We start from the raw sequence: 24,833 nt of genomic DNA on the forward strand, positions 1-24,833 counted from the left end.
GATCGTCCGGAAGCCTCGCGGCTGTTTTGGGGATCGATGACTGAGTATGGCCGGAGCCCCGGCTCCGAACCGTGGCACCCCGGGGACCCGCTGTACGGGGACCAGGGGTGGGAGGGCCAGCAGCAGCACTACCCGCACCCGCAGCAGGCGAACCAGTACGACCAGGGCGCTCACGGCTACCAGGACCCGTACGGGCAGGGCGGCCAGGCCGGTCAGGGCTATGAGGCCGACCCGTACCAGCAGCATGCCCAGCAGTACCAGCAGCAGCCGCAGGGGTACGCCGATCCGCAGCAGCAGTACCAGCAGCAGGCGCAGCAGCACGCGGCGCAGCAGCAGTACCAGCAGTCGTACGAACAGCAGCAGGCGTACGAGCAGCAGCATCAGCAGCAGTACGCGACCGGGTACGAGGGCGGTTACGACACGCCCGGGCACCTCGGACAGCAGTACGACGGCAACTGGGAGACGGGCCAGGCGGCGATGCCGTACGCCGGGACTCCGGCCGATCCGTACGGCGGCCAGAACCCCGACCTGTACGGCACGCCCGAGGCGTACCCCCCGCCCCAGCCTCCCGGCCGCCGGCAGCACCCGCCGGAACCGGTGATCGACTGGGCGCCGGAGGAGGAGGCCCAGCCCGAGCCGGAGCCGGAGGAGGAGAAGCACCCCTTCTTCACCGGCGAGGAAGCCCCGGACGACGACGAGTACGACGAGGAGCCGGGCCGCGGCCGGGGCTCCCGCGGCGGCGACCGCGAACGCCGGAGCAAGGCGAACAAGCGCAAGGGCAAGAACGGCGTGGCCTGCCTGGTCGTCGCGCTCGTCCTCGCGGGCGGCGTCGGCGGCGTCGGCTACTTCGGCTACCAGTTCTGGCAGGGCCAGTTCGGCGCGGCGGAGGACTACGCGGGCACGGGCTCGGGTGAGGTGCAGGTCGAGATCCCGAAGGGCGCGCTCGGCTCCGAGATGGGCAACATCCTGAAGAAGGCGGGCGTCGTCAAGAGTGTCGACGCCTTCGTCTCGGCCCAGCAGCGGAACCCCGACGGCACCTCTATCCAGGACGGTGTCTACACGCTGAAGAAGGGGATGTCGGCCGAGAGCGCGGTCGCGCTGATGCTCACCCCGGCGAGCCAGGCCAACCTCACCATTCCCGAGGGCAGGCGGAACGCTTGGGTCTACGCGGCGCTCGACCAGCGGCTCGGCCTCAAGCCAGGCACCACCAAGGAGATCGCGCTCGAAAAGGCCGACTCGCTCGGCCTGCCCGACTGGGCCAAGGGGCACGAGGATCTCAAGGACCCGCTGGAAGGGTTCCTCTTCCCCGCTCGGTACCCCGTCGCGAAGGGCACCAAGCCGGAGGACGCGCTCCGCAAGATGGTCTCGCGTGCCAACCAGGAGTACGGGAAGCTCGACCTCGAAGTGAAGGCGAAGGAGCACGGTCTGAAGGGGCCGTGGGAAGTCCTGACGATCGCGAGCCTGGTGCAGGTCGAGGGCAAGTACAAGCACGACTTCGACAAGGTGGCGCGGGTGGTCTACAACCGCCTCAAGCCGAACAACGTGGAGACCGTGGGCCGCCTGGAGTTCGACTCGACGGTGAACTACCTCAAGGGCGAGAGCACCCTCGACGTCGGCACCGTCGAGGAGATGCGCAAGATCAAGGATCCGTACAACACGTACGCGTACGACGTGAAGGGCCTCATCCCCGGTCCCATCAGCAACCCGGGCATCGAGGCGCTGAACTCGGCGATGAACCCCGCCGACGGCCCGTGGTACTACTTCGTGTCGATCAACGAGAATAAGACCGTCTTCTCCGTGACCCTCAAGGAACACAACCAGAACGTCGCGGAGTACGAGAAGGAACGGAAGCAGGGGCAGTGAGCAAGAATCACCGTGCGGCCGTCCTCGGTTCGCCGATCGCGCACTCGCTCTCCCCGGTCCTGCACCGGGCCGCGTACGCGGCGCTCGGTCTCGACGACTGGTCGTACGAACGCTTCGAGGTCGACGAGGCCGGGCTGCCCGGCTTCGTCCGCGAGCTGGACGACAGCTGGGCCGGACTGTCGCTGACCATGCCGCTCAAGCGGGCGATCATCCCGCTGCTCGACGGGATCAGCGACACGGCCGCCTCGGTCGAGGCGGTGAACACGGTCGTCCTCCGCGAGGACGGCCGCCGGGTCGGTGACAACACCGACATCCCCGGCATGCTCGCCGCCCTGCGGGAGCGGGGTGTCGAGAAGGTGGAGTCGGCGGCGGTCCTCGGCGCCGGCGCCACCGCCTCCTCCGCGCTGGCCGCGCTCGCCCGGATCTGCGACGGACCCGTCACCGCGTACGTGCGGAGCGAGGCGCGGGCCGAGGAGATGCGCGGCTGGGGCGAGCGGCTCGGCGTGGAGGTCCGTACGGCCGCCTGGGACGACGCGGCGGAGGCCTTCGCCTCGCCGCTGGTCGTCGCGACCACCCCCGCCGGTACGACGAACGCCCTCGCGGGCGCCGTCCCCGACGCCGTCGGCACCCTCTTCGACGTCCTGTACGACCCGTGGCCGACGGCGCTCGCCGCCGCCTGGTCCGACCGCGGCGGCAAGGTGGTCGGCGGACTCGACCTCCTCGTCCACCAGGCCGTCCTCCAGGTCGAGCAGATGACCGGAGTGGCAACCGCCCCGCTAGCCGCTATGAGAATCGCGGGTGAGCGGGCACTGGCCGCCTAGTAGGAAATAGCAGGGCGAAAGAGCCATGGTCTGCGGCTCGTTGTTGAATTCGCCAGGACTTCAGACGCGAAAAGACGCGTTCGATCTGGAGCCAAGCTCTCGCGGCCGAGACGCCGAACCCGGCCGCGAGTCGAGGGAACGTCTCGTCCTTCCGCAGGTGGGTCGATGCAAGAAGGGCAAGCGAGCTCGTTGATGTCGGTATGGGGTGGGGGACGTGGAGTTGGATGGTTCCGGACGGGTTGTGGGAGATCGCGGAGCTGCTGATCCCGCCGTCGAAGGCGCGGTCGCAGAGCGGCGGGACGCAGGACACGCCTGATGAGACGCTGTTCGCGGCGGTCATCTACGTCCTGGTCAGCGGATGTGCCTGGCGGTCGCTGCCGCCCTGCTTCGGGATATCGAAGTCCACGGCCCACCGCAGGTTCCTGATCTGGTCGAGGGCCGGAGTCTGGGGCCGGCTGCACGAGGAGATCCTGCGCCGCCTCGACGACGCCAGCCTCCTCGACCTCTCCCGGGCCGTCCCGGACGCGGCCCGCCTGAGGGCTGAAAAGGCGGCGAACTCACAGGTCCAAGCCCCGTGGACCGGGGCAAAGCGGGTTCCAAGATGCACGTCCTGTCGGACGCTGCCGGACTGCCTTTGGTCGTCCGCGTCTAGGCCGCCAACACCCAAGACAGCCAGGCTGTGAAGCCCATGGTGCTGGGTCACCAAACGAGAGATGATCCCCACCGGGGCCGCCACTTCAAGCCCCAGCGCCTGCACGCCGACAAGGCCTACGACACACCTGAGCTGCGTAAATGGCTCCGCGGGAAACGCATCGGCGTCGGGCATCGAGTCGTCGGAACGCCTCGGACGCCGCCGTTGGGTGATCGAGCGGACCATGTCCTGGCTGACCGGCTACCGCAGACTCAACCACCGCTACGAGCGCCTCCGCCGCAACTACCTGGCATTCCTCGGCCTCGCCGCAGCTGTTTGCTGCTAGAAGCGACTCGTTCGCCTCGCCACATAGGACACGATATTAGTGCTGAATTATCCGATATGGTGCGACTATATTGGACATCTGTAAATTTTTGTGATGGATTAAGAGGGGCATTCTTGATTTTTGGACTGCGTGTGAGTAGTGTCGCCGGTCGATAATGTGACGCTTCTGTGGCGTCGCGGTGAGCAACTACTGGAGCGGTGGGTTTTTTTATGAGGCGTTTCGCCGTAGTTCTATCGGCTTTTGTGGCCTTTACTGTGATGGGTTCAGTGCCGGCCCACGCGGAGAGGAGCGAAGTCGATTCGCTTCACACTTGGGGATTTGGGGTGAAGTGTGCTACGCCTCTGGGTGGTGATACGACTAATGGGACGATCTTGACGATCTGGGACTGCACCGGCAGTTCGCTGCAGAAATTTGTTTGGCAGAGTGACTATAGAGTTCGACATGTTGCGAGCGGTAAGTGCATAACACCCAAGGGGGGTGCTTCTAGGCAAAATGGAACGGTGCTTACGCTTTGGTCTTGCTTGAGCGCTTCCAATGAAGATGATTCACAGTATTTCACGGTTGGTAATACGTGGGCTCCCTCCAGTCCGCAGATCACGTACACTATGTTTGGGTCCAAGTGCATCACAAACTATGGCGGCAATGGCGGTAATGGTACATGGCTTACGCTGTGGTCTTGTAATACTGCTGATTGGCCGCCGTCGCAAAATTGGCACATGAATTTGATGAGGTAGTGATCTGTCACTGAATTACTCATCTCTATCCTGGTCGGGTCTCCATTGCGTCTCTTGTGGTAAATCTCTGGTGGGCGACGGTGTACCCAAGGAGGCGGAGCTGTAAGAGTTCTCTATTCGTATATGGAGACCTTGGCTGGATTGCCGAAATTGAAAATCTGTCTCGATGGTTTGTGGCGGTAGAGTCCATCTTCTCGGCAGGCTGCTTGAAGATTTACGGCCGGGCTAGGCCGTGTTTAGAAGTGGGTTTCGTCGTTCGCCCTGCGTCGTGATGATCGCGGTGTGGGGCGAGGGGATCTTTCTGACGGTCAGTGGGCCGTGCTGGAGCCGCTGTTGCCGGTCGCGATGCGGGGCAGGCCGGCGGTGGGTTGGCGGAGGCTGATCGACGGGATCCGGTGGCGGGTGCGGACCGGTGCTCCGTGGCGGGATCTGCCGTCGGAGTACGGGCCGGTGGCAGACCGTCTATGGGCTCTTCCGCCGTTGGCAGCGGGATGGCACGTGGCCAGTGCTGCTGACCCGGCTGCAGGCCCAGGCGGATGGGGCAGGGCTGATCACGTGGGAGGTCAACATCGACTCCACGATTTGCCGGGCTCACCAGCACGCCGCAGGCGCCGCCGCGACGGACAGGCTCAGAAGGAACCGCTGGGCGGCACCCGCACCGAACCCGACGACCACGGCCTGGGCCGGTCCCGGGGAGGCTTCACCGCCAAGATCCACCTCGCCTGCGAGCAGGGCCAGCGGCCGCTGCCTTTGCTGGTCACCGCAGGTCAGCGTGGTGACAGCCCTCGGTTCACCGCCGTCCTGGAAGGCATCCGGGTGCCCCGCACCGGTCCTGGCCGTCCCCGTGTCCGTCCGCTGCGGGTGGGAGCGACAAGACATCCCACGCGGATAGGCGTCAGGCTGCTGCTGCCTTGAGGCCTGTTGAGGCCCGTGGCAAGGCGATTGCTTCGTCGTAGGTGTGGCCGTTCTGGAGGCCGTGGAACAGCATGCCCATGAAACGGTCGGAGAGGTTCCGCTGTGCTGCGACGTGACGGTCGCCGGCTGCTCGTCGGTGGTCGTAGTGGGCTATGGCGCCTGGCGACCTGGTGAGAGCGCCGAAGGCCCAGACGTAGCCGACTGCGACCGGTCTCTGGTTTTTGACCTTCCGGCTCATGACCTTGCAGCTCTTGCCGCTGGCCCTGGTGACCGGGGCGCTTCCCGCGTAGGCCTTGAGGGAGCCGGCGGTGGCGAAGCGGGTCCGGTCGTCGCCGATCTCCGCCAGGACCCGGGCGCCGGTCAGTGCGGCGAGACCCGGAAGGCTGCGGATGACCGGCGCGTCCGGATGCTCGTCGAGGCCTGCGTGACGGCTTCTTCGAGCTGGTCGGCGTTGTCGCAGGCGGTGGTCAGCTGCCTGAGCAGAGCGGAAGTCTGATGTCCGAGAGCCGCTTCGACCTGCGGGAGCTGGTGGAGGTAGTCGCGTTTGAAGACTTCGTGGAGCCGTTCGGCTTCGGCATGGATGCCGCGGACGCGGCCCGCCTGTTGGAGAATCGAAGCTTGCTGGGGGCCTGGCCGCGGGCCCAGACGGCGTCCTGCTGGGCCCGGGCGACCACGGCGATGGCCTGGACGAGCTCGGAGTCCGCCGGCAGCGGGCGGTGGGCAGCCATGTCGGTTCGCAGGATGTTGGCCAGGGCAGCGGCGTCGACGGCGTCTGACTTCTTGCGGGCGACGGAGTGGCGGTCCCCGTAGCGGGCGACCGCCAGCGGATTGATCGCGAAGACCGGTGGACCGATGGCCCGTAGGCAGGCGACAAGCAGTCTGCGTGACGTCTCGATCGCCACCGGAATAGGTGATTCCTCGCTGTCGCCGTGCTCGGCCAGCAGAGCCATGAGCTGGGCAAACCCTGCGGCATCGTCGCTGATCCGCACCTTGGCGAGCTGATGCCCGCCCGCATCGACGAGTGCGACGTCGTGGTGGGCCTGCGAAAGCGGGGAATCCGGTGCGCGATCCGGGAGCCTGCTGACCAGGCCGCGAACCGCAAGCGACCCGGCAAGGCCGGCAGGCGGCCTCCGGTTTTCGACCGCGAGGACTACAAGGCCCGGCATGCGGTCGAGCGCGGGATCAACCGGCTCAAGCGCAATCGGGCGGTGGCCATGCGGTTCGACAAGCTGGCGGTCCGCTTCGAGGCCACCATCCTGATTGCCGCGATCGGCGAATGGTTATGACCGTCCTGAGCTGTCGGTTCCTCATGCCATGATGACCGCGACCGGCGTTGACAGGGTGAGGGAGAGACAACGATGGGGGTTCAGTGCTACGGCGCCGACAGCGAGAACGGCGACCGCATCGACGACCCCTCCGAGGACGCAACTTGTCTTGGGCTTCCTGGAAAGAAATTGTGAGCAGATACCTCGTGGTGAACCGTCGGAAGGCAACGTGGGGGGCGCCCGTCAGCAGCGGTCTCCGAGGATGATCGATCCTGCGCCTTAGGGAAGTGCGAGCCGCCTCTTCAGTCGAGTCGGTCTCTGGCGCTCTGTTGGGCTGACAGTGAGCGAGACGGACGTCCGACAGCTGGACCGGAGGACGGGTTCGTCCCGCGGACGTGGGAGGATCAGGGATGGCGGGCCAGGGCCGCGCACCCGGTCGCGCCGTCGCAGTACCCAGGCGCGAGCATGAGGAGCATCGTTGAGCAGGTTGCGTTGGCTGACCGCTGGGGAATCCCACGGACCCGCGCTGGTCGCGACACTGGAGGGTCTTCCCGCCGGCGTCCCGGTCACCACTGAGCTGGTGGCGGACCACCTCGCGCGGCGACGCCTCGGCTATGGGCGTGGCGCCCGGATGAAGTTCGAGCAGGACGAGATCACCTTCCTGGGCGGAGTCCGGCACGGGCTCTCCCTCGGTTCCCCGATCGCCGTCATGGTCGGCAACACCGAGTGGCCCAAGTGGGAGAAGGTCATGGCGGCCGACCCGGTCGACCCCTCCGAGCTCAAGGAGACGGGCCGCAACGCCCCCCTGACCCGGCCGCGTCCCGGTCACGCCGACCTCGCCGGCATGCAGAAGTACGGCTTCGACGAGGCCCGGCCGATCCTGGAGCGCGCCAGCGCCCGGGAGACCGCGGCCCGTGTCGCCCTCGGCGCGATCGCCCGCTCCTTCATCAAGGAGACCGCGGGCATCGAGATCGTCTCCCACGTCGTCGAACTGGCCGCCGCCAAGGCCCCGTACGGCGTCTACCCGACCCCCGCCGACGTCGAGAAGCTCGACGCCGACCCGGTCCGCTGCCTCGACGCCGACGCGTCGAAGGCGATGGTCGCCGAGATCGACCAGGCCCACAAGGACGGCGACACCCTCGGCGGTGTCGTCGAGGTGCTGGCCTACGGCGTGCCCGTCGGCCTCGGCTCCCACGTCCACTGGGACCGGCGTCTCGACGCGCGGCTCGCCGCCGCCCTCATGGGCATCCAGGCCATCAAGGGCGTCGAGGTCGGCGACGGCTTCGAGCTGGCCCGCGTGCCCGGCTCCAAGGCCCACGACGAGATCGTGAGGACCGAGGACGGCCTCAAGCGCACCTCCGGCCGCTCCGGCGGCACCGAGGGCGGCCTGACCACAGGCGAACTGCTCCGGGTCCGCGCCGCGATGAAGCCCATCGCGACCGTGCCGCGCGCCCTCGCCACCGTCGACGTCGCCACCGGCGAGGCCACCCAGGCCCACCACCAGCGCTCCGACGTCTGCGCCGTCCCCGCGGCCGGCATCGTCGCCGAGGCCATGGTCGCGCTCGTCCTCGCGGACGCCGTCGTCGAGAAGTTCGGCGGCGACAGCGTCCCGGAGACCCGGCGCAACGTGCGGTCGTACCTCGAGAACCTGCGCATCCGGTGACCGGCGGTCCCCTGGTCGTCCTCGTCGGGCCCATGGGCTCCGGCAAGTCCACGGTGGGCGCGCTCCTGGCCGAACGGCTCGGCGCGCCCTACCGGGACACCGACGCCGACATCGTCGCCGCCGAGGGCCGCGAGATCTCCGACATCTTCGTCGAGGACGGCGAGGAGCACTTCCGCGCCCTGGAGCGGGACGCGGTCGCCGCGGCCCTCGCCGGGCACGAGGGCGTCCTCGCCCTCGGCGGTGGCGCCATCCTCGACGCCGGAACCCGCGCCCTGCTCGCCGGGCTGCCCGTCGCGTACCTCTCGATGGACGTCGACGAGGCGGTCCGGCGCGTCGGCCTCAACACCGCGCGCCCGCTGCTCGCCGTCAACCCGCGCCGCCAGTGGCGCGAGCTGATGGACGCGCGCCGCCATCTGTACACGGAAGTCGCCCGGGCCGTCGTCACCACCGACGACCGCACCCCCGAAGAGGTCGCGGACGCGGTCCTCGCGGCACTGGATCTGAAGAAGGACGCATGACGACGGACCAGGAAGTCACCCGTATCCACGTCGCGGGCAGCGCCGGCACGGATCCGTACGAGGTGCTGGTCGGCCGGCAGCTGCTGGGCGAGCTCCCGGCCCTCATCGGCAACCAGGCCAAGCGGGTCGCCGTGATCCACCCGGAGGCGCTCGCCGACACCGGTGAGGCGCTCCGCGCGGACCTCGCCGACCAGGGCTACGAGACGGTCGCCATCCAGGTGCCGAACGCCGAGGAGGCGAAGACCGCCGAGGTCGCCGCCTACTGCTGGAAGGCGCTCGGCCAGACCGGCTTCACCCGCAGCGACGTCATCGTGGGCGTCGGCGGCGGCGCCACCACCGACCTGGCCGGCTTCGTCGCCGCGACCTGGCTGCGGGGCGTCCGCTGGATCGCCGTACCGACCACCGTCCTCGCGATGGTGGACGCGGCCGTCGGCGGCAAGACGGGCATCAACACCGCCGAGGGCAAGAACCTCGTCGGCGCCTTCCACCCGCCCGCCGGGGTCCTCTGCGACCTGGCCGCGCTCGACTCGCTGCCGGTGCACGACTACGTCAGCGGCCTCGCGGAGATCATCAAGGCCGGCTTCATCGTCGACCCGGTGATCCTCGACCTCATCGAGGAGGACCCGCAGGCGGCCCGCACCCCCGCCGGTCCGCACACCGCCGAGCTGCTCGTCCGCTCGATCAGGGTCAAGGCCGAGGTCGTCTCCGGCGACCTCAAGGAGTCCGGCCGCCGCGAGATCCTCAACTACGGCCACACCCTCGCCCACGCCATCGAGAAGAACGAGCGGTACAAGTGGCGCCACGGCGCCGCCGTCTCCGTCGGCATGGTCTTCGCCGCCGAGCTCGGCCGCCTCGCCGGGCGCCTCGACGACGCGACCGCCGACCGGCACCGGGCGATCCTGGAGTCCGTCGGACTGCCGCTCACCTACCGCGGCGACCAGTGGCCCAAGCTGCTGGAGACCATGCGGGTGGACAAGAAGTCCCGCGGCGACCTGCTGCGCTTCATCGTGCTCGACGGGATCGGCAAGCCGACCGTCCTGGAGGGTCCCGACCCGGCGGTCCTGATCGCCGCGTACGGCGAGGTGTCCGCGTGAGCGATCCCCGTCCCGTTCTGGTGCTCAACGGCCCCAACCTGGGCCGGCTCGGCTCCCGCGAGCCCGACATCTACGGCGCCACCTCCTACAAGGGGCTCGTCGAGTCCTGCAAGACCCTCGGGGCGGAGCTCGGCTTCGACGTCGAGGTGCGGGAGACGAACGACGAGGGCGAGATGATCCGCTGGCTGCACGAGGCGGCGGACCGCTCGACCCCGGTGGTGATCAACCCGGGCGCGTTCACGCACTACTCGTACGGGATGCGGGACGCGGCCGCCCAGCGGACCGCGCCGCTGATCGAGGTCCACATCTCGAACCCGTACGCCCGGGAGGAGTTCCGGCACACCTCGGTCGTCGCGGCCGTGGCGACCGGGACGGTCGCCGGGTTCGGGATCGGTTCCTACCGGCTGGCGCTGCGGGCGCTCGCCGAGGAACTGACGGACTGACAGGGCACCCGGGGGAGGCCCCGGCCGTTCCCCGTGTGGGGGCCGGGGGCGGTAACGTTCCGGCGCACCGGATACACCGGATACAACAGGCGTACGAGACGGAGTGGGACCGGATGCAGCACGCAGTGGGGGGTCCGCTGCCACCGCCGGAGCGACCGGGTGGGGCGACCGGTCCCGGCACCGGGCCGGGACCCGATTCCGCTTCCGCGCCCGGGGGCGTCCCCGGGCCCGGCACCGGCCCGGGTCGCGGAGCCGGGACCGGAGCAGCGGCCGGACCCGTGTCCGCCGCGGCCGGCGGTGCCCCGGGCGGGCGGCCGCCGATACCGCCGCCTCCGCCCGGCGCCCCGTACCCGGGCCCGCCCGCCGGATCCCGGCTCGGCGTGCACCCGACCGTCCAGAGCGGCGCGCCCCGGCCCCCGCACGCCGCGTCGCCGTCGCATTCCGCGCCGCCTCCGCACTCGGCCCCGCCTCCGCACTCCGCGCCGCCCGCGGGACCCGGGACGCCCGGCTGGGGCGGTTCCGGAGCCGTACCGCAGCGTTCCGGCGGTCCGCAGCACCCCGGCGGATCGCAGTACCCCGGCGGGCAGCCCCCCCGCGTCGACCTCACCGGACACCTGCCCCTGCCGCCGGTGAGCGCGCCGCTCGCGCCCGCCGTGGAGCACGGCGGCGGTACCGGGGCCGCGACCCTCGCCGTGCTGCTCATCGGCCCCGCCGGCGCCGGCAAGACCACCGTGGCCCGGCACTGGGCCCAGCGCCGCCGGGTGCCCACCGCGCACATCAGCCTCGACGACGTCCGCGAGTGGGTCTGCTCCGGCTTCGCCGACCCGCAGTCCGGGTGGAACGAGCACTCCGAGGCGCAGTACCGGCTCGCCCGCCGCACCTGCGGCTTCGCCGCGCGCAACTTCCTCGCCAACGGCATCTCCTGCATCGTCGACGACGCCGTCTTCCCCGACCGGCCCGTCGTCGGCCTCGGCGGCTGGAAGCGCCACGTCGGCCCCGGACTGCTGCCCGTGGTGCTCCTGCCCGGTCTGGAGATCGTCCTGGAGCGCAACGCCGAGCGCAGCGGCAACCGGCGGCTCTCGGACGAGGAGGTCGCCGCCATCCACGGCCGGATGGCCGGCTGGTACGGCTCCGGCCTGCCGATCATCGACAACTCCACGTACGACGTCGAGACCACCGCCCGCGTCCTCGACGACGTCCTGGCCCGCGCGATCGCCAGCCCGCCCACCTGGTGACCCCCGGGCCGGGTCCGGGGAGGCCCGGCCCGGCCCGCGGCGCCCGACCACGGCCCGGCGGGGGGTTCCCCGCCCGGTCGGCCGTTCTGAACAGGCCACCGCGGCCCGCTGCTCGTACGCTCGGAGCATGTCAGAGGTGTATGCGGACCGCCGTGTACGGCTGCGCGATCGCTGCGCGGCCGCGGGCAGCCCGGCGGCCCTGGTCTCCCGCCCTGCCAACGTCCGCTATCTCGCGGGCGGTTCGCCCCCGGGAGCGGTCCTCCTCGTCGGGCCCGAGCCCGACGCGGACGTGCTGCTCTGCCCGGTCGCGCCCACGGGTGAACCGGCCGACGGGCGGCTCGACGAACTCCTCCGCCGGCAGGTCCTGCCCGCGGGCGGCGGAGATCCTGCCGTCGCCGCGGTCGACCTCGCCCGCCGGGCGGGCGCGGACGCGCTGGCGGTCGAGGAGCACGATCTGACCGTGACCCGGCACCGGGCCATGGGCTCCGTCTCGCCCGGTCTGCGGCTCGCCGACCTCGCGTGCGCCGTGGAGCAGCTGAGGATCGTCAAGGACGAGGACGAGATCGCCTGTCTCCGGATCGCCGCCGAGATCGCCGACCAGGCGCTCGGCGAGCTCCTGGAGTCGATCCTGGTGGGGCGGACCGAGCGGCACCTCGCCCTGGAACTGGAGCGGCGGCTCGTCGACCACGGCGCCGACGGGGCGGCCTTCCCGACCTCGGTGGCGACCGGCCCGCACTCCGGCCGCCGGGGTCACCGGCCCTCCGACCGCCGGGTCGAGGAGGGTGATTTCCTCTCCGTCTGCCTCGGCGCCGACTACCGGGGCTACCGCTGCGAGATCGGCCGCACCTTCGTCATCGGCACGACGCCGGCCGACTGGCAGATCGAGCTGTACGAGCTCGTCTTCGCCGCTCAGCGGGCCGGGCGGGAGTCCCTCGTACCGGGCGCCGAGTACCGCGACGTGGACCGGGCGGCCCGCCAGATTCTGGACTCGGCGGGGCACGGAGAGGCCGCCGTACCCCTCACCGGGCACGGGGTGGGGCTCGAAATCGACGAGGACCCGCAGCTCTCACCCTCGGCCATGGGTAAACTGGACGCTTGTGTGCCGGTCACCGTCGAACCGGGGGTTCACCTCCCGGGACGGGGCGGGGTCCGGATCGATGACACGCTCGTCGTGCGCCAGGAGGCGGACGGCGGACCCGAGCTACTCACCATCACGACCAAGGAGCTGCTCGCGCTGTAGGGCGCGTACGCATCCTCGGTCCCACGTCAGTCCAGGAGATTCCGCAACCGTGGCTTCCACGAACGACCTCAAGAACGGCATGGTGCTCAAGCTCGACGGGGGCCAGCTCTGGTCCGTCGTCGAGTTCCAGCACGTCAAGCCCGGCAAGGGCCCGGCCTTCGTGCGCACCAAGCTCAAGAACGTGCTGTCCGGCAAGGTCGTCGACAAGACCTTCAACGCCGGCGTGAAGGTCGAGACGGCCACCATCGACCGCCGCGACATGCAGTTCTCCTACATGGACGGCGACTACTTCGTCTTCATGGACGAGCAGACCTACGACCAGCTGATGGTCGACCGCAAGTCCGTCGGCGACGCCGCCAACTTCCTCATCGAGGGCTTCACCGCCTCCGTCGCCCAGCACGAGGGCGAGGTGCTCTACGTCGAGCTCCCGGCCGCCGTCGAGCTGACGATCAAGCACACCGACCCGGGCGTCCAGGGCGACCGCTCCACCGGCGGCACCAAGCCCGCCACGCTGGAGACCGGTCACGAGATCCAGGTCCCGCTCTTCATCACCACCGGTGAGAAGATCAAGGTCGACACCCGCACCAGCGACTACCTCGGCCGGGTGAACAAGTAACCGTGGCCGCTCGGAGCAAGGCCCGCAAGCGCGCCTTCCAGATCCTCTTCGAGGCGGACCAGCGTGGTGCCTCCGTCCAGGAGGTTCTCGCGGACCAGGTCCGGCACGCGCGGTCGGACGACCGCCAGCCGCCGGTGAACGACTTCACCATGCAGCTGGTCGAGGGCTACGCGTCCCACGTGGCTCGGATCGACGAGCTCATCGCGACCTACGCGGTGGACTGGGACCTCGACCGGATGCCGGTCGCCGACCGGAACATCGTGCGCCTCGGTGCGTACGAGCTGATCTGGGAGGACGGCACGCCGGACGCGGTCGCGATCGACGAGGCGGTGCAGCTCGCCAAGGAGTTCTCCACGGACGAGTCCCCGACCTTCGTCAACGGTCTGCTGGCGCGCTTCAAGGACTTGAAGCCGCGTCTGCGCCGGGACGCGGACGCCTGAGGCGGAAGACGTCACCGGCAGTCGAAGGGGCCCGCAGCACTCGTGCTGCGGGCCCCTTCGGCGTATCCCGGGCTCCTGGTTCGCGACGGCGGAAGCGGCAGGGCTCGTGAGGGCGGGTCGGACCGGAGTGGGCGACGGTGGAAACGCCGCGGGCCCGTGGACGTCGGGTGACGTCCACGGGCCCGGCGGTACGTTTCTGCTGGGTCCCCAGAGGGGGTCAGTTCTCCTCGTGGGCGACCGCGCGGCGCGCGTCCGCGTCGAGGACGCCCCAGCTGATGAGCTGCTCGGTGAGGACCGAGGGGGACTGGTCGTAGATGACGGCGAGGGTGCGCAGGTCGTCCTGACGGATCGACAGCACCTTGCCGTTGTAGTCGCCGCGCTGCGACTGGATCGTCGCCGCGTAGCGCTGGAGGGGGCCGGCCTTCTCCTGGGGGACGTGCGCCAGGCGCTCCAGGTCGAGCACGAGCTTCGGCGGCGGCTCGGCGGCCCCGCCCGGCGTGGTGCCCGGCAGGAGCTCCTGCACCGGCACCCCGTAGAAGTCGGCCAGCTCGGCAAGACGCTGCACGGTCACCGCGCGGTCCCCGCGCTCGTACGAACCGACCACGACCGCCTTCCAGCGGCCCTGGGACTTCTCCTCCACCCCGTGGAGCGAGAGACCCTGCTGGGTGCGGATGGCACGGAGTTTGGCCCCGAGCTGCTTTGCGTATTCGCTGGACATAACGCTCCCGGACGCTGTGACGACATGCGGCTGCGCCGCGCGGCTGGTAACTCACTGTGAGGTTACGCAGCGTTACTCTTTCCCGTCAAGCCGAATGGTCCGTACCGCCCCCTCCCGGGGGACGGCGCCCGGAGTGGCGCCAGGGGTGCGAGGGAGGCCTCCGTCCGCCCCTGGTATCGTTGACGTCGCAAATCCGACGTCCTTTAAGAGCCGTCCCGTGAGGCGGAGAAGGAGGTCCGTTTCTTCATGGACACCCAGCAGCAGTACGGCGACGACGCGCGGCCCGTTCTCGAGGCCCCCGACATCGCGCGGGTCCTGACCCGCATCGCACACGAGATCGTCGAGCGCGCCAAGGGCGCAGACGACGTGGTTCTCCTCGGCATTCCCACCCGCGGTGTGTTCCTCGCCCGCCGGCTCGCCGAGAAGCTCGAATCGATCACCGGCACCAAGGTCCCCGTCGGCTCCCTGGACATCACCATGTACCGGGACGACCTGCGGATGAAGCCGGCCCGCGCCCTCGGCCGCACCGAGATCCCCGGTGACGGCGTCGACGGCCGCCTGGTCGTCCTCGTCGACGACGTGCTCTTCTCCGGCCGCACCATCCGCGCCGCCCTCGACGCCCTCGGCGACATCGGCCGCCCCCGTGCGGTCCAGCTCGCCGTCCTCGTCGACCGCGGCCACCGCGAGCTTCCGATCCGCGCCGACTACGTCGGCAAGAACCTCCCCACGTCGCTGCGGGAGACGGTCAAGGTCCAGCTCGCCGAGGAGGACGGTCGCGACACCGTCCTGCTCGGCGCCCGGCCCACCGCCTAGCCGGACCGGCCTTTCCCTCGCGGGGCCGGGGCACCCCCCTGCGCCCCCGCATGCCCTCACACCTCCCCACCACGGAGAGACACACCGATGATGCGTCACCTCATCTCGGCCGCCGACCTCACCCGCGACGACGCCGTCCTGATCCTCGACACCGCCGAGGAGATGGCCCGGGTGGCCGACCGGCCCATCCGGAAGCTGCCGACCCTGCGCGGCCGGACCATCTGCAACCTGTTCTTCGAGGACTCCACCCGGACCCGGATCTCCTTCGAGGCCGCCGAGAAGCGCCTCTCCGCCGACGTGATCAACTTCGCCGCCAAGGGCTCCAGCGTCTCCAAGGGCGAGTCCCTCAAGGACACCGCGCAGACCCTGGAGGCCATGGGTGTCGACGCGGTCGTCATCCGCCACGGCGCCTCCGGAGCCCCGTACCGCCTCGCCACCTCCGGCTGGATCGACGCCCCCGTCATCAACGCCGGCGACGGCACCCACCAGCACCCCACCCAGGCCCTCCTGGACGCCTTCACCATGCGCCGCCGCCTGGTCGGCCGGGACGCCGGCCTCGGCCGCGACCTCCAGGGCAAGCGGATCACGCTCGTCGGCGACGTCCTGCACAGCCGGGTCGCCCGCTCCAACGTCGACCTGCTGCACACCCTCGGCGCCGAGGTCACCCTGGTGGCCCCGCCCACCCTGGTCCCCGTCGGCGTCGAGACCTGGCCCTGCGAGATCTCGTACGACCTCGACCGCGTGCTGCCGAAGTCCGACGCGGTCATGATGCTGCGTGTGCAGCGCGAGCGGATGAACGCCGCCTTCTTCCCCACCGAGCGCGAGTACTCGCGCCGGTACGGGCTCGACGGCGCGCGGATGGCGAAGATGCCCGAGCACGCCATCGTCATGCACCCCGGCCCCATGGTCCGCGGCATGGAGATCACCGCCGAGGTCGCCGACTCCGACCGCTGCACGGTCGTCGAGCAGGTCGCCAACGGCGTCTCCGTCCGGATGGCGGTCCTCTACCTGCTTCTGGGCGGCAACGACTCCGACTCCGCCGTCACCCACACCCGTACCGAGGAGAACAAGTAAAGATGAGCAAGATCCTTATCCGCGGTGCGCAGGTGCTGGGCGGCGCCGTCCAGGACGTGCTGATCGACGGCGAGACCATCGCCGAGGTCGGTGCCGGCCTGTCCGCCGAGGGCGCCACCGTGATCGAGGCCGAGGGCCAGATCCTGCTGCCCGGCCTCGTCGACCTCCACACCCACCTGCGCGAGCCCGGCCGCGAGGACTCCGAGACCGTCCTCACCGGCACCCGCGCCGCCGCCTCCGGCGGCTTCACGGCCGTCTTCGCCATGGCCAACACCCACCCGGTCGCCGACACCGCCGGTGTCGTCGAGCAGGTCTACCGGCTCGGCAAGGAGTCCGGCTACTGCGACGTGCAGCCCATCGGCGCCGTCACCGTCGGCCTGGAGGGCAAGAAGCTCGCCGAGCTCGGCGCCATGCACGACTCCGCCGCCGGCGTCACCGTCTTCTCCGACGACGGCAAGTGCGTCGACGACGCCGTGATCATGCGCCGCGCCCTGGAGTACGTGAAGGCCTTCGACGGCGTCGTCGCCCAGCACGCCCAGGAGCCCCGCCTCACCGAGGGCGCCCAGATGAACGAGGGCATCGTCTCGGCCGAGCTCGGTCTCGGCGGCTGGCCGGCCGTCGCCGAGGAGTCGATCATCGCCCGCGACGTCCTCCTCGCCGAGCACGTCGGCTCCCGCGTCCACATCTGCCACCTCTCCACCGCCGGCTCCGTCGAGATCGTCCGCTGGGCCAAGTCCCGCGGCATCGACGTCACCGCCGAGGTCACCCCGCACCACCTCCTCCTCACCGACGAGATGGTCCGGAGCTACAACCCGGTCTACAAGGTCAACCCGCCGCTGCGCACCGAGAAGGACGTCCTCGCGCTCCGCGAGGCGCTGGCCGACGGCACGATCGACATCGTCGCCACCGACCACGCCCCGCACCCCCACGAGGACAAGGACTGCGAGTGGGCCGCGGCCGCCATGGGCATGGTCGGCCTGGAGACCGCGCTCTCCGTCGTCCAGCAGACGATGGTCGAGACCGGCCTCCTCGACTGGGCCGGCGTCGCCGACCGGATGTCCTTCGCGCCCGCCCGCATCGGACGGGCCACGGGCCACGGACGACCCGTCTCGGCTGGTGAGCCCGCGAACCTGACGCTGGTCGATCCGGCTTACCGTGGTGTCGTGGACCCCGCGGACTTCGCCTCCCGCAGCCGAAACACCCCCTACGAGGGCCGTGAGCTGCCGGGACGCGTCACCCACACCTTCCTGCGGGGCCGGGCAACGGTCGTGGACGGGAAGCTGGCGTGACACCACTCATCGCAATCGCCGCAGAGGCTGCCGATCAGAAGTCGGCGGAGGTGACCGACTGGGCCGGACGGCTCGGCTGGGTCGCCGGACTGCTGCTCTTCATCGCCTTCGTGTACTGGCTGATGCGCCAGGGCTGGAAGTGGCGCGGCAGCCTCCAGTCGGACCTCCCCGAGCTCCCCACCGCGCCCGAGGCGGCCGGTACGGCGAGACTGACTCTCAGCGGGCGCTACCACGGCTCCACGACCGCCGGGCAGTGGCTCGACCGGATCGTGGCCCACGGTCTCGGCACCCGCAGCCGCGTCGAGCTCACGCTCACCGACGCCGGGCTCGCGGTCGTACGCCCCGGGGCGAACGACTTCTTCGTCCCGGCCGAGGCCCTGCGCGAGGCGCGCCTCGACAAGGGCATCGCGGGCAAGGTCCTCGCCGAGGGCGGCCTGCTGATCGTCACCTGGACGCACGGCGACAAGCTGCTCGACTCAGGCTTCCGGTCCGACCGGGCGGCCGAGCACACCGCCTGGGTCGAGGCCATCAACTCCATGATCACCACGACGGAAGGCATCGCACGATGACGACCTCCACCCGGGGAACCAGCAAGGTTCCCGCCGTACTCGTCCTGGAGGACGGCCGCATCTTCCGCGGCCGCGCCTACGGGGCCGTGGGGGAGACCTTCGGCGAGGCCGTGTTCTCCACCGGCATGACCGGCTACCAGGAGACCCTCACCGACCCGTCGTACCACCGCCAGGTCGTCGTCATGACCGCCCCGCACGTCGGCAACACGGGCGTCAACGACGAGGACCCCGAGTCCGGCCGCATCTGGGTCTCCGGCTACGTGGTCCGCGACCCCGCCCGCGTCTCCTCCAACTGGCGCGCCCGGCGCTCGCTGGACGAGGAGCTCCGCGACCAGGGCGTCGTCGGCATCTCCGGCGTCGACACCCGCGCCCTCACCCGCCACCTGCGTGAGAGCGGCGCCATGCGCGTCGGCATCTTCTCCGGCAGCGCGCTGCCGGACGAGGGCACCATGCTCGCCGAGGTCCGCCAGCAGCCCGAGATGAAGGGCGCGGACCTTTCCGCCGAGGTCGCCACCAAGGAGACGTACGTCGTCCCCGCGATCGGCACCAAGCGGTTCACCGTCGCCGCGATCGACCTCGGCATCAAGGGCATGACCCCCCACCGCATGGCCGAGCGCGGCATCGAGGTCCACGTGCTGCCCGCCACCGCCACCGCCGAGGACGTGTACGCGGTCGCCCCGGACGGCGTGTTCTTCTCCAACGGCCCGGGCGACCCGGCCACCGCGGACGGCCCCGTGGCCCTCATGCGGGCTGTCCTGGAGCGCAGGACGCCGCTCTTCGGCATCTGCTTCGGCAACCAGATCCTCGGCCGCGCGCTCGGCTTCGGCACCTACAAGCTGAAGTACGGCCACCGGGGCATCAACCAGCCGGTCCAGGACCGTACGACCGGCAAGGTCGAGATCACCGCGCACAACCACGGCTTCGCCGTCGACGCGCCCCTCGACACGGTCTCCGAGACCCCCTTCGGGCGTGCCGAGGTCTCGCACGTCTGCCTGAACGACAACGTCGTGGAAGGCCTCCAGCTGCTCGACCAGCCGGCCTTCTCCGTCCAGTACCACCCCGAGGCGGCCGCGGGCCCGCACGACGCCGCGTACCTCTTCGACCGTTTCGTATCCCTGATGGAGGCCGAGCGTGCCTAAGCGCACCGATATCCAGTCCGTCCTGGTCATCGGCTCCGGCCCGATCGTCATCGGCCAGGCCGCCGAGTTCGACTACTCCGGCACCCAGGCCTGCCGCATCCTCAAGGCCGAGGGCCTGCGGGTGATCCTGGTCAACTCCAACCCGGCCACGATCATGACCGACCCGGAGATCGCCGACGCCACCTACGTCGAGCCGATCACCCCGGAGTTCGTCGAGAAGATCATCGCCAAGGAGCGCCCCGACGCCCTCCTGCCCACCCTCGGTGGCCAGACCGCGCTCAACACCGCGATCTCCATGCACGAGCAGGGCGTCCTGGAGAAGTACGGCGTCGAGCTCATCGGCGCCAACGTCGAGGCCATCAACAAGGGCGAGGACCGCGACCTCTTCAAGGGCGTCGTCGAGGCCGTCAAGGCCAAGATCGGCTACGGCGAGTCCGCCCGCTCGGTCATCTGCCACACGATGGACGACGTCATCAAGGGCGTCGACACCCTCGGCGGCTACCCCGTCGTCGTCCGCCCCTCCTTCACCATGGGCGGCGCCGGCTCCGGCTTCGCCCACGACGAGGAAGAGCTGCGCCGCATCGCCGGCCAGGGCCTCACGCTCTCCCCGACCACCGAGGTGCTCCTGGAGGAGTCCATCCTCGGCTGGAAGGAGTACGAGCTGGAGCTGATGCGCGACAAGAACGACAACGTCGTGGTCGTCTGCTCCATCGAGAACTTCGACCCGATGGGCGTCCACACCGGTGACTCGATCACCGTCGCCCCGGCGATGACCCTCACCGACCGCGAGTACCAGCGGCTCCGCGACATCGGCATCGCGATCATCCGCGAGGTCGGCGTCGACACCGGCGGCTGCAACATCCAGTTCGCGATCGACCCGGTCGACGGCCGGATCATCGTCATCGAGATGAACCCGCGCGTCTCCCGCTCCTCGGCGCTCGCCTCCAAGGCGACCGGCTTCCCGATCGCCAAGATCGCGGCCCGTCTCGCCGTCGGCTACACGCTGGACGAGATCCCGAACGACATCACGGAGAAGACCCCGGCGTCCTTCGAGCCCACGCTCGACTACGTCGTCGTCAAGGCCCCGCGGTTCGCCTTCGAGAAGTTCCCCTCCGCCGACTCCACGCTGACCACGACCATGAAGTCGGTCGGCGAGGCCATGGCGATCGGCCGCAACTTCACCGAGGCCCTCCAGAAGGCCCTGCGCTCCCTGGAGAAGAAGGGCTCGCAGTTCACCTTCGTCGGCGAGCCCGGCGACAAGGCCGAGCTGCTCCGCGACGCGGTCCGCCCGACCGACGGCCGCATCAACACCGTCATGCAGGCCATCCGCGCCGGAGCCACCCCGGAGGAGGTCTTCGACGCCACGAAGATCGACCCGTGGTTCGTCGACCAGCTCTTCCTGATCAAGGAGATCGCCGACGAGCTGGCCGCCGCCGACAAGCTCCACCCGGAGATCCTCGCCGAGGCCAAGCGCCACGGCTTCTCCGACGCCCAGATCGCCGAGATCCGCGGGCTGCGCGAGGACGTCGTCCGCGAGGTCAGGCACGCCCTCGGCGTCCGTCCGGTCTACAAGACGGTCGACACCTGCGCCGCCGAGTTCGCCGCCAAGACCCCGTACTTCTACTCCTCGTACGACGAGGAGACCGAGGTCGCGCCCCGCAGCAAGCCCGCGGTGATCATCCTGGGCTCCGGCCCGAACCGCATCGGCCAGGGCATCGAGTTCGACTACTCCTGCGTCCACGCCTCCTTCGCCCTGAGCGATGCCGGTTACGAGACCGTGATGGTCAACTGCAACCCGGAGACCGTCTCCACGGACTACGACACCTCCGACCGCCTGTACTTCGAGCCGCTGACGCTCGAGGACGTGCTGGAGATCGTCCACGCGGAGACCCTCGCGGGCCCCGTCGCCGGTGTCGTCGTCCAGCTCGGCGGCCAGACCCCGCTGGGCCTCTCGCAGGCGCTCAAGGACAACGGCGTGCCGGTCGTCGGCACCTCCCCGGAGGCCATCCACGCCGCCGAGGACCGCGGCGCCTTCGGCCAGGTCCTCGCCGACGCCGGCCTCCCCGCGCCCAAGCACGGCACCGCGACCACCTTCGCCGGCGCCAAGGCCATCGCCGACGAGATCGGCTACCCCGTCCTCGTACGCCCCTCGTACGTGCTCGGCGGCCGCGGCATGGAGATCGTGTACGACGAGGCCCGCCTGGAGTCGTACATCGCCGAGTCCACCGAGATCAGCCCCACCCGGCCGGTCCTGGTCGACCGCTTCCTCGACGACGCCATCGAGATCGACGTCGACGCCCTCTACGACGGCCACGAGCTCTACCTCGGCGGCGTCATGGAGCACATCGAGGAAGCCGGCATCCACTCCGGCGACTCGGCCTGCGCCCTGCCCCCGATCACTCTCGGCGGCTTCGACATCAAGCGTCTGCGCGCCTCCACCGAGGCCATCGCCAAGGGCGTCGGCGTGCGCGGCCTGATCAACATCCAGTTCGCCATGGCCGGCGACATCCTCTACGTCCTGGAGGCCAACCCGCGGGCCTCCCGGACCGTCCCCTTCACGTCGAAGGCGACCGCCGTCCCGCTCGCGAAGGCCGCCGCCCGCATCTCGCTCGGCGCCACCATCGCCGAGCTGCGCGCCGAGGGCCTGCTGCCGAAGACCGGCGACGGCGGCACCCTGCCGCTCGACGCGCCGATCTCCGTCAAGGAGGCCGTGATGCCGTGGTCGCGCTTCCGCGACGTGCACGGCCGCGGCGTCGACACGGTCCTCGGCCCGGAGATGCGCTCCACCGGCGAGGTCATGGGCATCGACGCGGTCTTCGGCACGGCGTACGCCAAGTCGCAGGCCGGCGCCTACGGCCCGCTGCCCACCAAGGGCCGCGCGTTCATCTCGGTCGCCAACCGCGACAAGCGCTCGATGATCTTCCCGGCGCGCGAGCTGGTCGCCCACGGCTTCGAGCTGCTCGCCACCTCCGGCACCGCCGAGGTCCTCAAGCGCAACGGCATCAACGCCACGATCGTGCGCAAGCTGAGCGAGGGCGAGGGCCCGAACGGCGAGAAGACGATCGTCCAGCTCATCCACGACGGCCAGGTCGACCTGATCGTCAACACCCCGTACGGCACCGGCGGCCGCCTCGACGGCTACGAGATCCGTACGGCCGCGGTGGCGCGCAGCGTCCCGTGCCTCACCACGGTCCAGGCGCTCGCCGCGGCCGTCCAGGGCATCGACGCGCTCAACCGGGGCGATGTCGGGGTCCGCTCGCTCCAGGAACACGCGGAACACCTGACCGCGGCCCGCGACTAGCAACCCACGAGGGGGACACCGGAAACGGTGTCCCCCTCTTGCTGAGGACACCCACATGTACAAGTTCTTCTTCGACCTCGTCTTCAAGCGCATGGACCCCGAGAAGGCCCACCACCTGGCCTTCCGCTGGATCCGCCTCGCCGCCCGCGTCCCCGTCCTGCGGACCTTCGTCGCCGCCGTCCTCGCGCCCCGGTACAAGGAGCTGCGCACCGAGGCCCTCGGCCTGCGGATGCACGGCCCCTTCGGGCTCGCCGCCGGCTTCGACAAGAACGCCGTCGCCATCGACGGCATGTCGATGCTCGGCTTCGATCACGTCGAGATCGGCACCGTCACCGGCGAGGCCCAGCCCGGCAACCCGAAGAAGCGCCTCTTCCGGCTGATCCCGGACCGCGCGCTCATCAACCGCATGGGCTTCAACAACGAGGGCTCCGCCGCCGTCGCCGCACGCCTCCACGCGCGCGTACCGGTCTTCAGGACCGTCGTCGGCGTCAACATCGGCAAGACGAAGGTCGTCCCCGAGGCCGAGGCCGCCGCCGACTACGTGAAGTCCACCGAGCGCCTCGCCGCGCACGCCGACTACCTCGTCGTGAACGTCTCCTCGCCGAACACCCCCGGCCTGCGCAACCTCCAGGCCACCGAGTCCCTGCGGCCGCTCCTCACGGCCGTCCGGGAAGCCGCCGACCGCACGGTCACCGATCGCCGGGTCCCGCTCCTGGTCAAGATCGCCCCCGACCTGGCCGACGAGGACGTCGACGCGGTCGCCGACCTCGCCCTGGAGCTCGGCCTGGACGGCATCATCGCGACCAACACCACCATCGCGCGCGAGGGCCTCGGCCTGAAGTCCGACCCCGCGCTGATCAAGGAGACCGGCGGCCTCTCCGGCGCGCCCGTCAAGGAGCGCTCCCTCGCGGTCCTCAGGCGCCTCCACGCGCGCGTGGGGGACCGCCTGGTCCTCGTGGGCGTCGGCGGCATCGAGAACGCCGAGGACGCCTGGCAGCGCATCCTCGCCGGCGCCACCCTGATCCAGGGCTACAGCGCCTTCATCTACGAGGGCCCGTTCTACGCCCGCGCGATCCACAAGGGCCTCGCCGCACGCCTCGCGGCCTCCCCGTACGCCACCCTCGCCGAGGCCGTCGGCGCCGACTCCCGAAAGGCCGTCAAGTGACTGCCCTCCCGTCGCCCGACCACCGCTCCTCGACGACGCCCTTCGGGCGGCCCCTCACCTTCGGCACCCGTCTGCGCTCCGCCATGGACGAGCGCGGCCCGCTCTGCGTCGGCATCGACCCGCACGCCGCCCTGCTCGACTCCTGGGGCCTGACCGACGACATCGCCGGCCTCGAGCGGTTCACCTTCACCGTCGTCGAGGCGCTCGCGGACACCGTGGCCGTCTTCAAGCCGCAGTCCGCCTTCTTCGAGCGCTTCGGCTCACGCGGTGTCGCGGTCCTGGAGCGCGCCACGGCCGCTCTGCGCGCGGCGGGCGGTCTGGTCGTCATGGACGCCAAGCGCGGCGACATCGGCTCGACCATGGCCGCGTACGCCGAGACCTACCTGCGCAAGGACTCCCCGCTCTTCTCCGACGCGCTCACGGTCTCCCCGTACCTCGGCTACGGCTCCCTGAAGCCGGCCGTGGACCTGGCCCGCGAGTCCGGCGCCGGTCTCTTCGTCCTGGCCCTGACGTCCAACCCGGAGGGCGCGGAGGTCCAGCGGGCCGTCCGTGAGGACGGCCGCACGATCGGCGCCACCATGCTGGGCCACCTCGCCGCGGAGAACGCGGGGGAGACCCCGATGGGCTCCTTCGGCGCGGTCGTCGGTGCGACCCTCGGCGACCTGTCCTCGTTCGACCTGGACATCAACGGCCCGCTCCTCGCCCCCGGCATCGGCGCCCAGGGCGCGACCCCGGCCGACCTCCCGGCCGTCTTCGGCGCGGCCGTCGGCAACGTCGTCCCGAACGTCAGCCGCGGGGTCCTGCGGCACGGACCGGACGCGGCCGCCCTGCGGGACGCGGCGCACCGGTACGCGGACGAGATCCGCGCGGCCGTCGCCGGGTAACGAGCATCACGGTCTCTCCGCAGGTCGGAGCGGATCGGCCCGGATGTCGGCACTGTT

General features: G+C 70.3%; 21 protein-coding genes and 3 pseudogenes. 22 read left to right on the forward strand and 2 right to left on the reverse strand.

Annotated features, from left to right (window positions below; all coding sequences use genetic code 11):
• Window positions 1-36: 36 nt before the first annotated feature.
• The 5 genes and pseudogenes from mltG (at window position 37) to ACIP8Z_RS27885 (ending at window position 5,310) form a co-directional block, all read left to right on the forward strand.
• Window positions 37-1,863 carry an endolytic transglycosylase MltG gene (gene mltG / locus ACIP8Z_RS27865; RefSeq protein ID WP_402088073.1) on the forward strand — a complete coding sequence of 609 codons (1,827 nt, stop codon included), beginning with the start codon at window positions 37-39 and terminating at the stop codon, window positions 1,861-1,863.
• Window positions 1,860-2,684 (forward strand): shikimate dehydrogenase, encoded by an 825-nt coding sequence (locus tag ACIP8Z_RS27870; protein WP_402088076.1) that lies wholly within the window; start codon window positions 1,860-1,862, stop codon window positions 2,682-2,684. Before mltG ends, ACIP8Z_RS27870 begins: the two co-directional genes overlap by 4 nt.
• A gap of 200 nt (window positions 2,685-2,884) precedes the next feature.
• Window positions 2,885-3,661, forward strand: a pseudogene (locus ACIP8Z_RS27875) (IS5 family transposase).
• Window positions 3,662-3,918: 257 nt separating this feature from the next.
• On the forward strand, window positions 3,919-4,395 hold the full coding sequence (locus ACIP8Z_RS27880; RefSeq protein ID WP_402088330.1) for an RICIN domain-containing protein: 477 nt from the start codon (window positions 3,919-3,921) through the stop codon (window positions 4,393-4,395).
• 282 nt (window positions 4,396-4,677) lie between these two features.
• Window positions 4,678-5,310: a transposase gene (locus ACIP8Z_RS27885; protein ID WP_402088079.1), complete on the forward strand. Its 633-nt coding sequence runs from the start codon at window positions 4,678-4,680 to the stop codon at window positions 5,308-5,310.
• On the opposite strand, the pseudogene ACIP8Z_RS27890 reads toward ACIP8Z_RS27885, so the two are convergent.
• Window positions 5,291-6,398 (reverse strand): annotated as a pseudogene (locus ACIP8Z_RS27890) (IS110 family transposase). The gene ACIP8Z_RS27885 and the pseudogene ACIP8Z_RS27890 sit on opposite strands and share 20 nt — an antisense overlap.
• Here ACIP8Z_RS27890 and ACIP8Z_RS27895 point away from each other — a divergent pair.
• The 9 genes and pseudogenes from ACIP8Z_RS27895 to nusB all read left to right on the forward strand — a co-directional run.
• A pseudogene (locus tag ACIP8Z_RS27895) lies at window positions 6,351-6,596 on the forward strand (IS5/IS1182 family transposase); the annotation flags it as partial. The pseudogenes ACIP8Z_RS27890 and ACIP8Z_RS27895 overlap by 48 nt on opposite strands.
• A gap of 457 nt (window positions 6,597-7,053) precedes the next feature.
• Complete coding sequence (gene aroC, locus ACIP8Z_RS27900) at window positions 7,054-8,238, forward strand: chorismate synthase (protein WP_319318036.1); 1,185 nt, start codon at window positions 7,054-7,056, stop codon at window positions 8,236-8,238.
• Complete coding sequence (locus tag ACIP8Z_RS27905) at window positions 8,235-8,756, forward strand: shikimate kinase (RefSeq protein WP_319318034.1); 522 nt, start codon at window positions 8,235-8,237, stop codon at window positions 8,754-8,756. The genes aroC and ACIP8Z_RS27905 overlap by 4 nt, the downstream gene beginning before the upstream one ends.
• Window positions 8,753-9,850 carry a 3-dehydroquinate synthase gene (aroB, locus tag ACIP8Z_RS27910; RefSeq protein ID WP_402088082.1) on the forward strand — a complete coding sequence of 366 codons (1,098 nt, stop codon included), beginning with the start codon at window positions 8,753-8,755 and terminating at the stop codon, window positions 9,848-9,850. Before ACIP8Z_RS27905 ends, aroB begins: the two co-directional genes overlap by 4 nt.
• Window positions 9,847-10,293, forward strand: a complete 447-nt coding sequence (aroQ, locus tag ACIP8Z_RS27915; protein ID WP_319318030.1) for a type II 3-dehydroquinate dehydratase — start codon at window positions 9,847-9,849, stop codon at window positions 10,291-10,293. The genes aroB and aroQ overlap by 4 nt, the downstream gene beginning before the upstream one ends.
• 113 nt (window positions 10,294-10,406) lie before the next feature.
• Window positions 10,407-11,528 carry an AAA family ATPase gene (locus ACIP8Z_RS27920; protein ID WP_402088085.1) on the forward strand — a complete coding sequence of 374 codons (1,122 nt, stop codon included), beginning with the start codon at window positions 10,407-10,409 and terminating at the stop codon, window positions 11,526-11,528.
• A 127-nt stretch (window positions 11,529-11,655) separates the two neighbouring features.
• Entirely contained in the window at window positions 11,656-12,768 is a 1,113-nt protein-coding gene (locus ACIP8Z_RS27925; RefSeq protein ID WP_402088088.1) for an aminopeptidase P family protein, read from the forward strand.
• A gap of 49 nt (window positions 12,769-12,817) precedes the next feature.
• Window positions 12,818-13,384: an elongation factor P gene (gene efp, locus ACIP8Z_RS27930; protein WP_030316297.1), complete on the forward strand. Its 567-nt coding sequence runs from the start codon at window positions 12,818-12,820 to the stop codon at window positions 13,382-13,384.
• 2 nt (window positions 13,385-13,386) lie between these two features.
• Window positions 13,387-13,824, forward strand: a complete 438-nt coding sequence (gene nusB, locus ACIP8Z_RS27935; RefSeq protein WP_189832318.1) for a transcription antitermination factor NusB — start codon at window positions 13,387-13,389, stop codon at window positions 13,822-13,824.
• Window positions 13,825-14,041: 217 nt separating this feature from the next.
• On the opposite strand, the gene bldD is transcribed toward nusB, so the two are convergent.
• A complete protein-coding gene (bldD, locus tag ACIP8Z_RS27940; protein WP_015032294.1) occupies window positions 14,042-14,542 on the reverse strand; it encodes a transcriptional regulator BldD in 501 nt (166 codons plus the stop codon).
• A 246-nt stretch (window positions 14,543-14,788) separates the two neighbouring features.
• Between bldD and pyrR the strand changes: the two genes are divergently transcribed.
• The 8 genes from pyrR to pyrF all read left to right on the forward strand — a co-directional run bounded on the left by pyrR (window position 14,789) and on the right by pyrF (window position 24,776).
• Window positions 14,789-15,355 (forward strand): bifunctional pyr operon transcriptional regulator/uracil phosphoribosyltransferase PyrR, encoded by a 567-nt coding sequence (gene pyrR / locus ACIP8Z_RS27945; protein WP_329276711.1) that lies wholly within the window; start codon window positions 14,789-14,791, stop codon window positions 15,353-15,355.
• A gap of 87 nt (window positions 15,356-15,442) precedes the next feature.
• Entirely contained in the window at window positions 15,443-16,429 is a 987-nt protein-coding gene (locus ACIP8Z_RS27950; RefSeq protein ID WP_402088092.1) for an aspartate carbamoyltransferase catalytic subunit, read from the forward strand.
• Window positions 16,430-16,431: 2 nt separating this feature from the next.
• Complete coding sequence (locus ACIP8Z_RS27955; RefSeq protein ID WP_402088095.1) at window positions 16,432-17,718, forward strand: dihydroorotase; 1,287 nt, start codon at window positions 16,432-16,434, stop codon at window positions 17,716-17,718.
• Window positions 17,715-18,287 carry a hypothetical protein gene (locus ACIP8Z_RS27960; RefSeq protein WP_402088098.1) on the forward strand — a complete coding sequence of 191 codons (573 nt, stop codon included), beginning with the start codon at window positions 17,715-17,717 and terminating at the stop codon, window positions 18,285-18,287. Before ACIP8Z_RS27955 ends, ACIP8Z_RS27960 begins: the two co-directional genes overlap by 4 nt.
• Window positions 18,284-19,426 (forward strand): glutamine-hydrolyzing carbamoyl-phosphate synthase small subunit, encoded by a 1,143-nt coding sequence (carA, locus tag ACIP8Z_RS27965; RefSeq protein ID WP_402088101.1) that lies wholly within the window; start codon window positions 18,284-18,286, stop codon window positions 19,424-19,426. The genes ACIP8Z_RS27960 and carA overlap by 4 nt, the downstream gene beginning before the upstream one ends.
• Complete coding sequence (gene carB, locus ACIP8Z_RS27970; protein WP_402088104.1) at window positions 19,419-22,727, forward strand: carbamoyl-phosphate synthase large subunit; 3,309 nt, start codon at window positions 19,419-19,421, stop codon at window positions 22,725-22,727. Before carA ends, carB begins: the two co-directional genes overlap by 8 nt.
• Before the next feature lie 55 nt (window positions 22,728-22,782).
• A complete protein-coding gene (locus ACIP8Z_RS27975; protein WP_402088107.1) occupies window positions 22,783-23,892 on the forward strand; it encodes a quinone-dependent dihydroorotate dehydrogenase in 1,110 nt (369 codons plus the stop codon).
• Between the two features lie 71 nt (window positions 23,893-23,963).
• The gene (gene pyrF / locus ACIP8Z_RS27980; protein WP_402088333.1) at window positions 23,964-24,776 is read left to right on the forward strand and encodes an orotidine-5'-phosphate decarboxylase; all 813 of its coding nucleotides are present in this window, start codon (window positions 23,964-23,966) and stop codon (window positions 24,774-24,776) included.
• Window positions 24,777-24,833: the final 57 nt, after the last annotated feature.

The organism is Streptomyces sp. NPDC088553 (assembly GCF_044752965.1).
GTDB lineage: Bacteria > Actinomycetota > Actinomycetes > Streptomycetales > Streptomycetaceae > Streptomyces.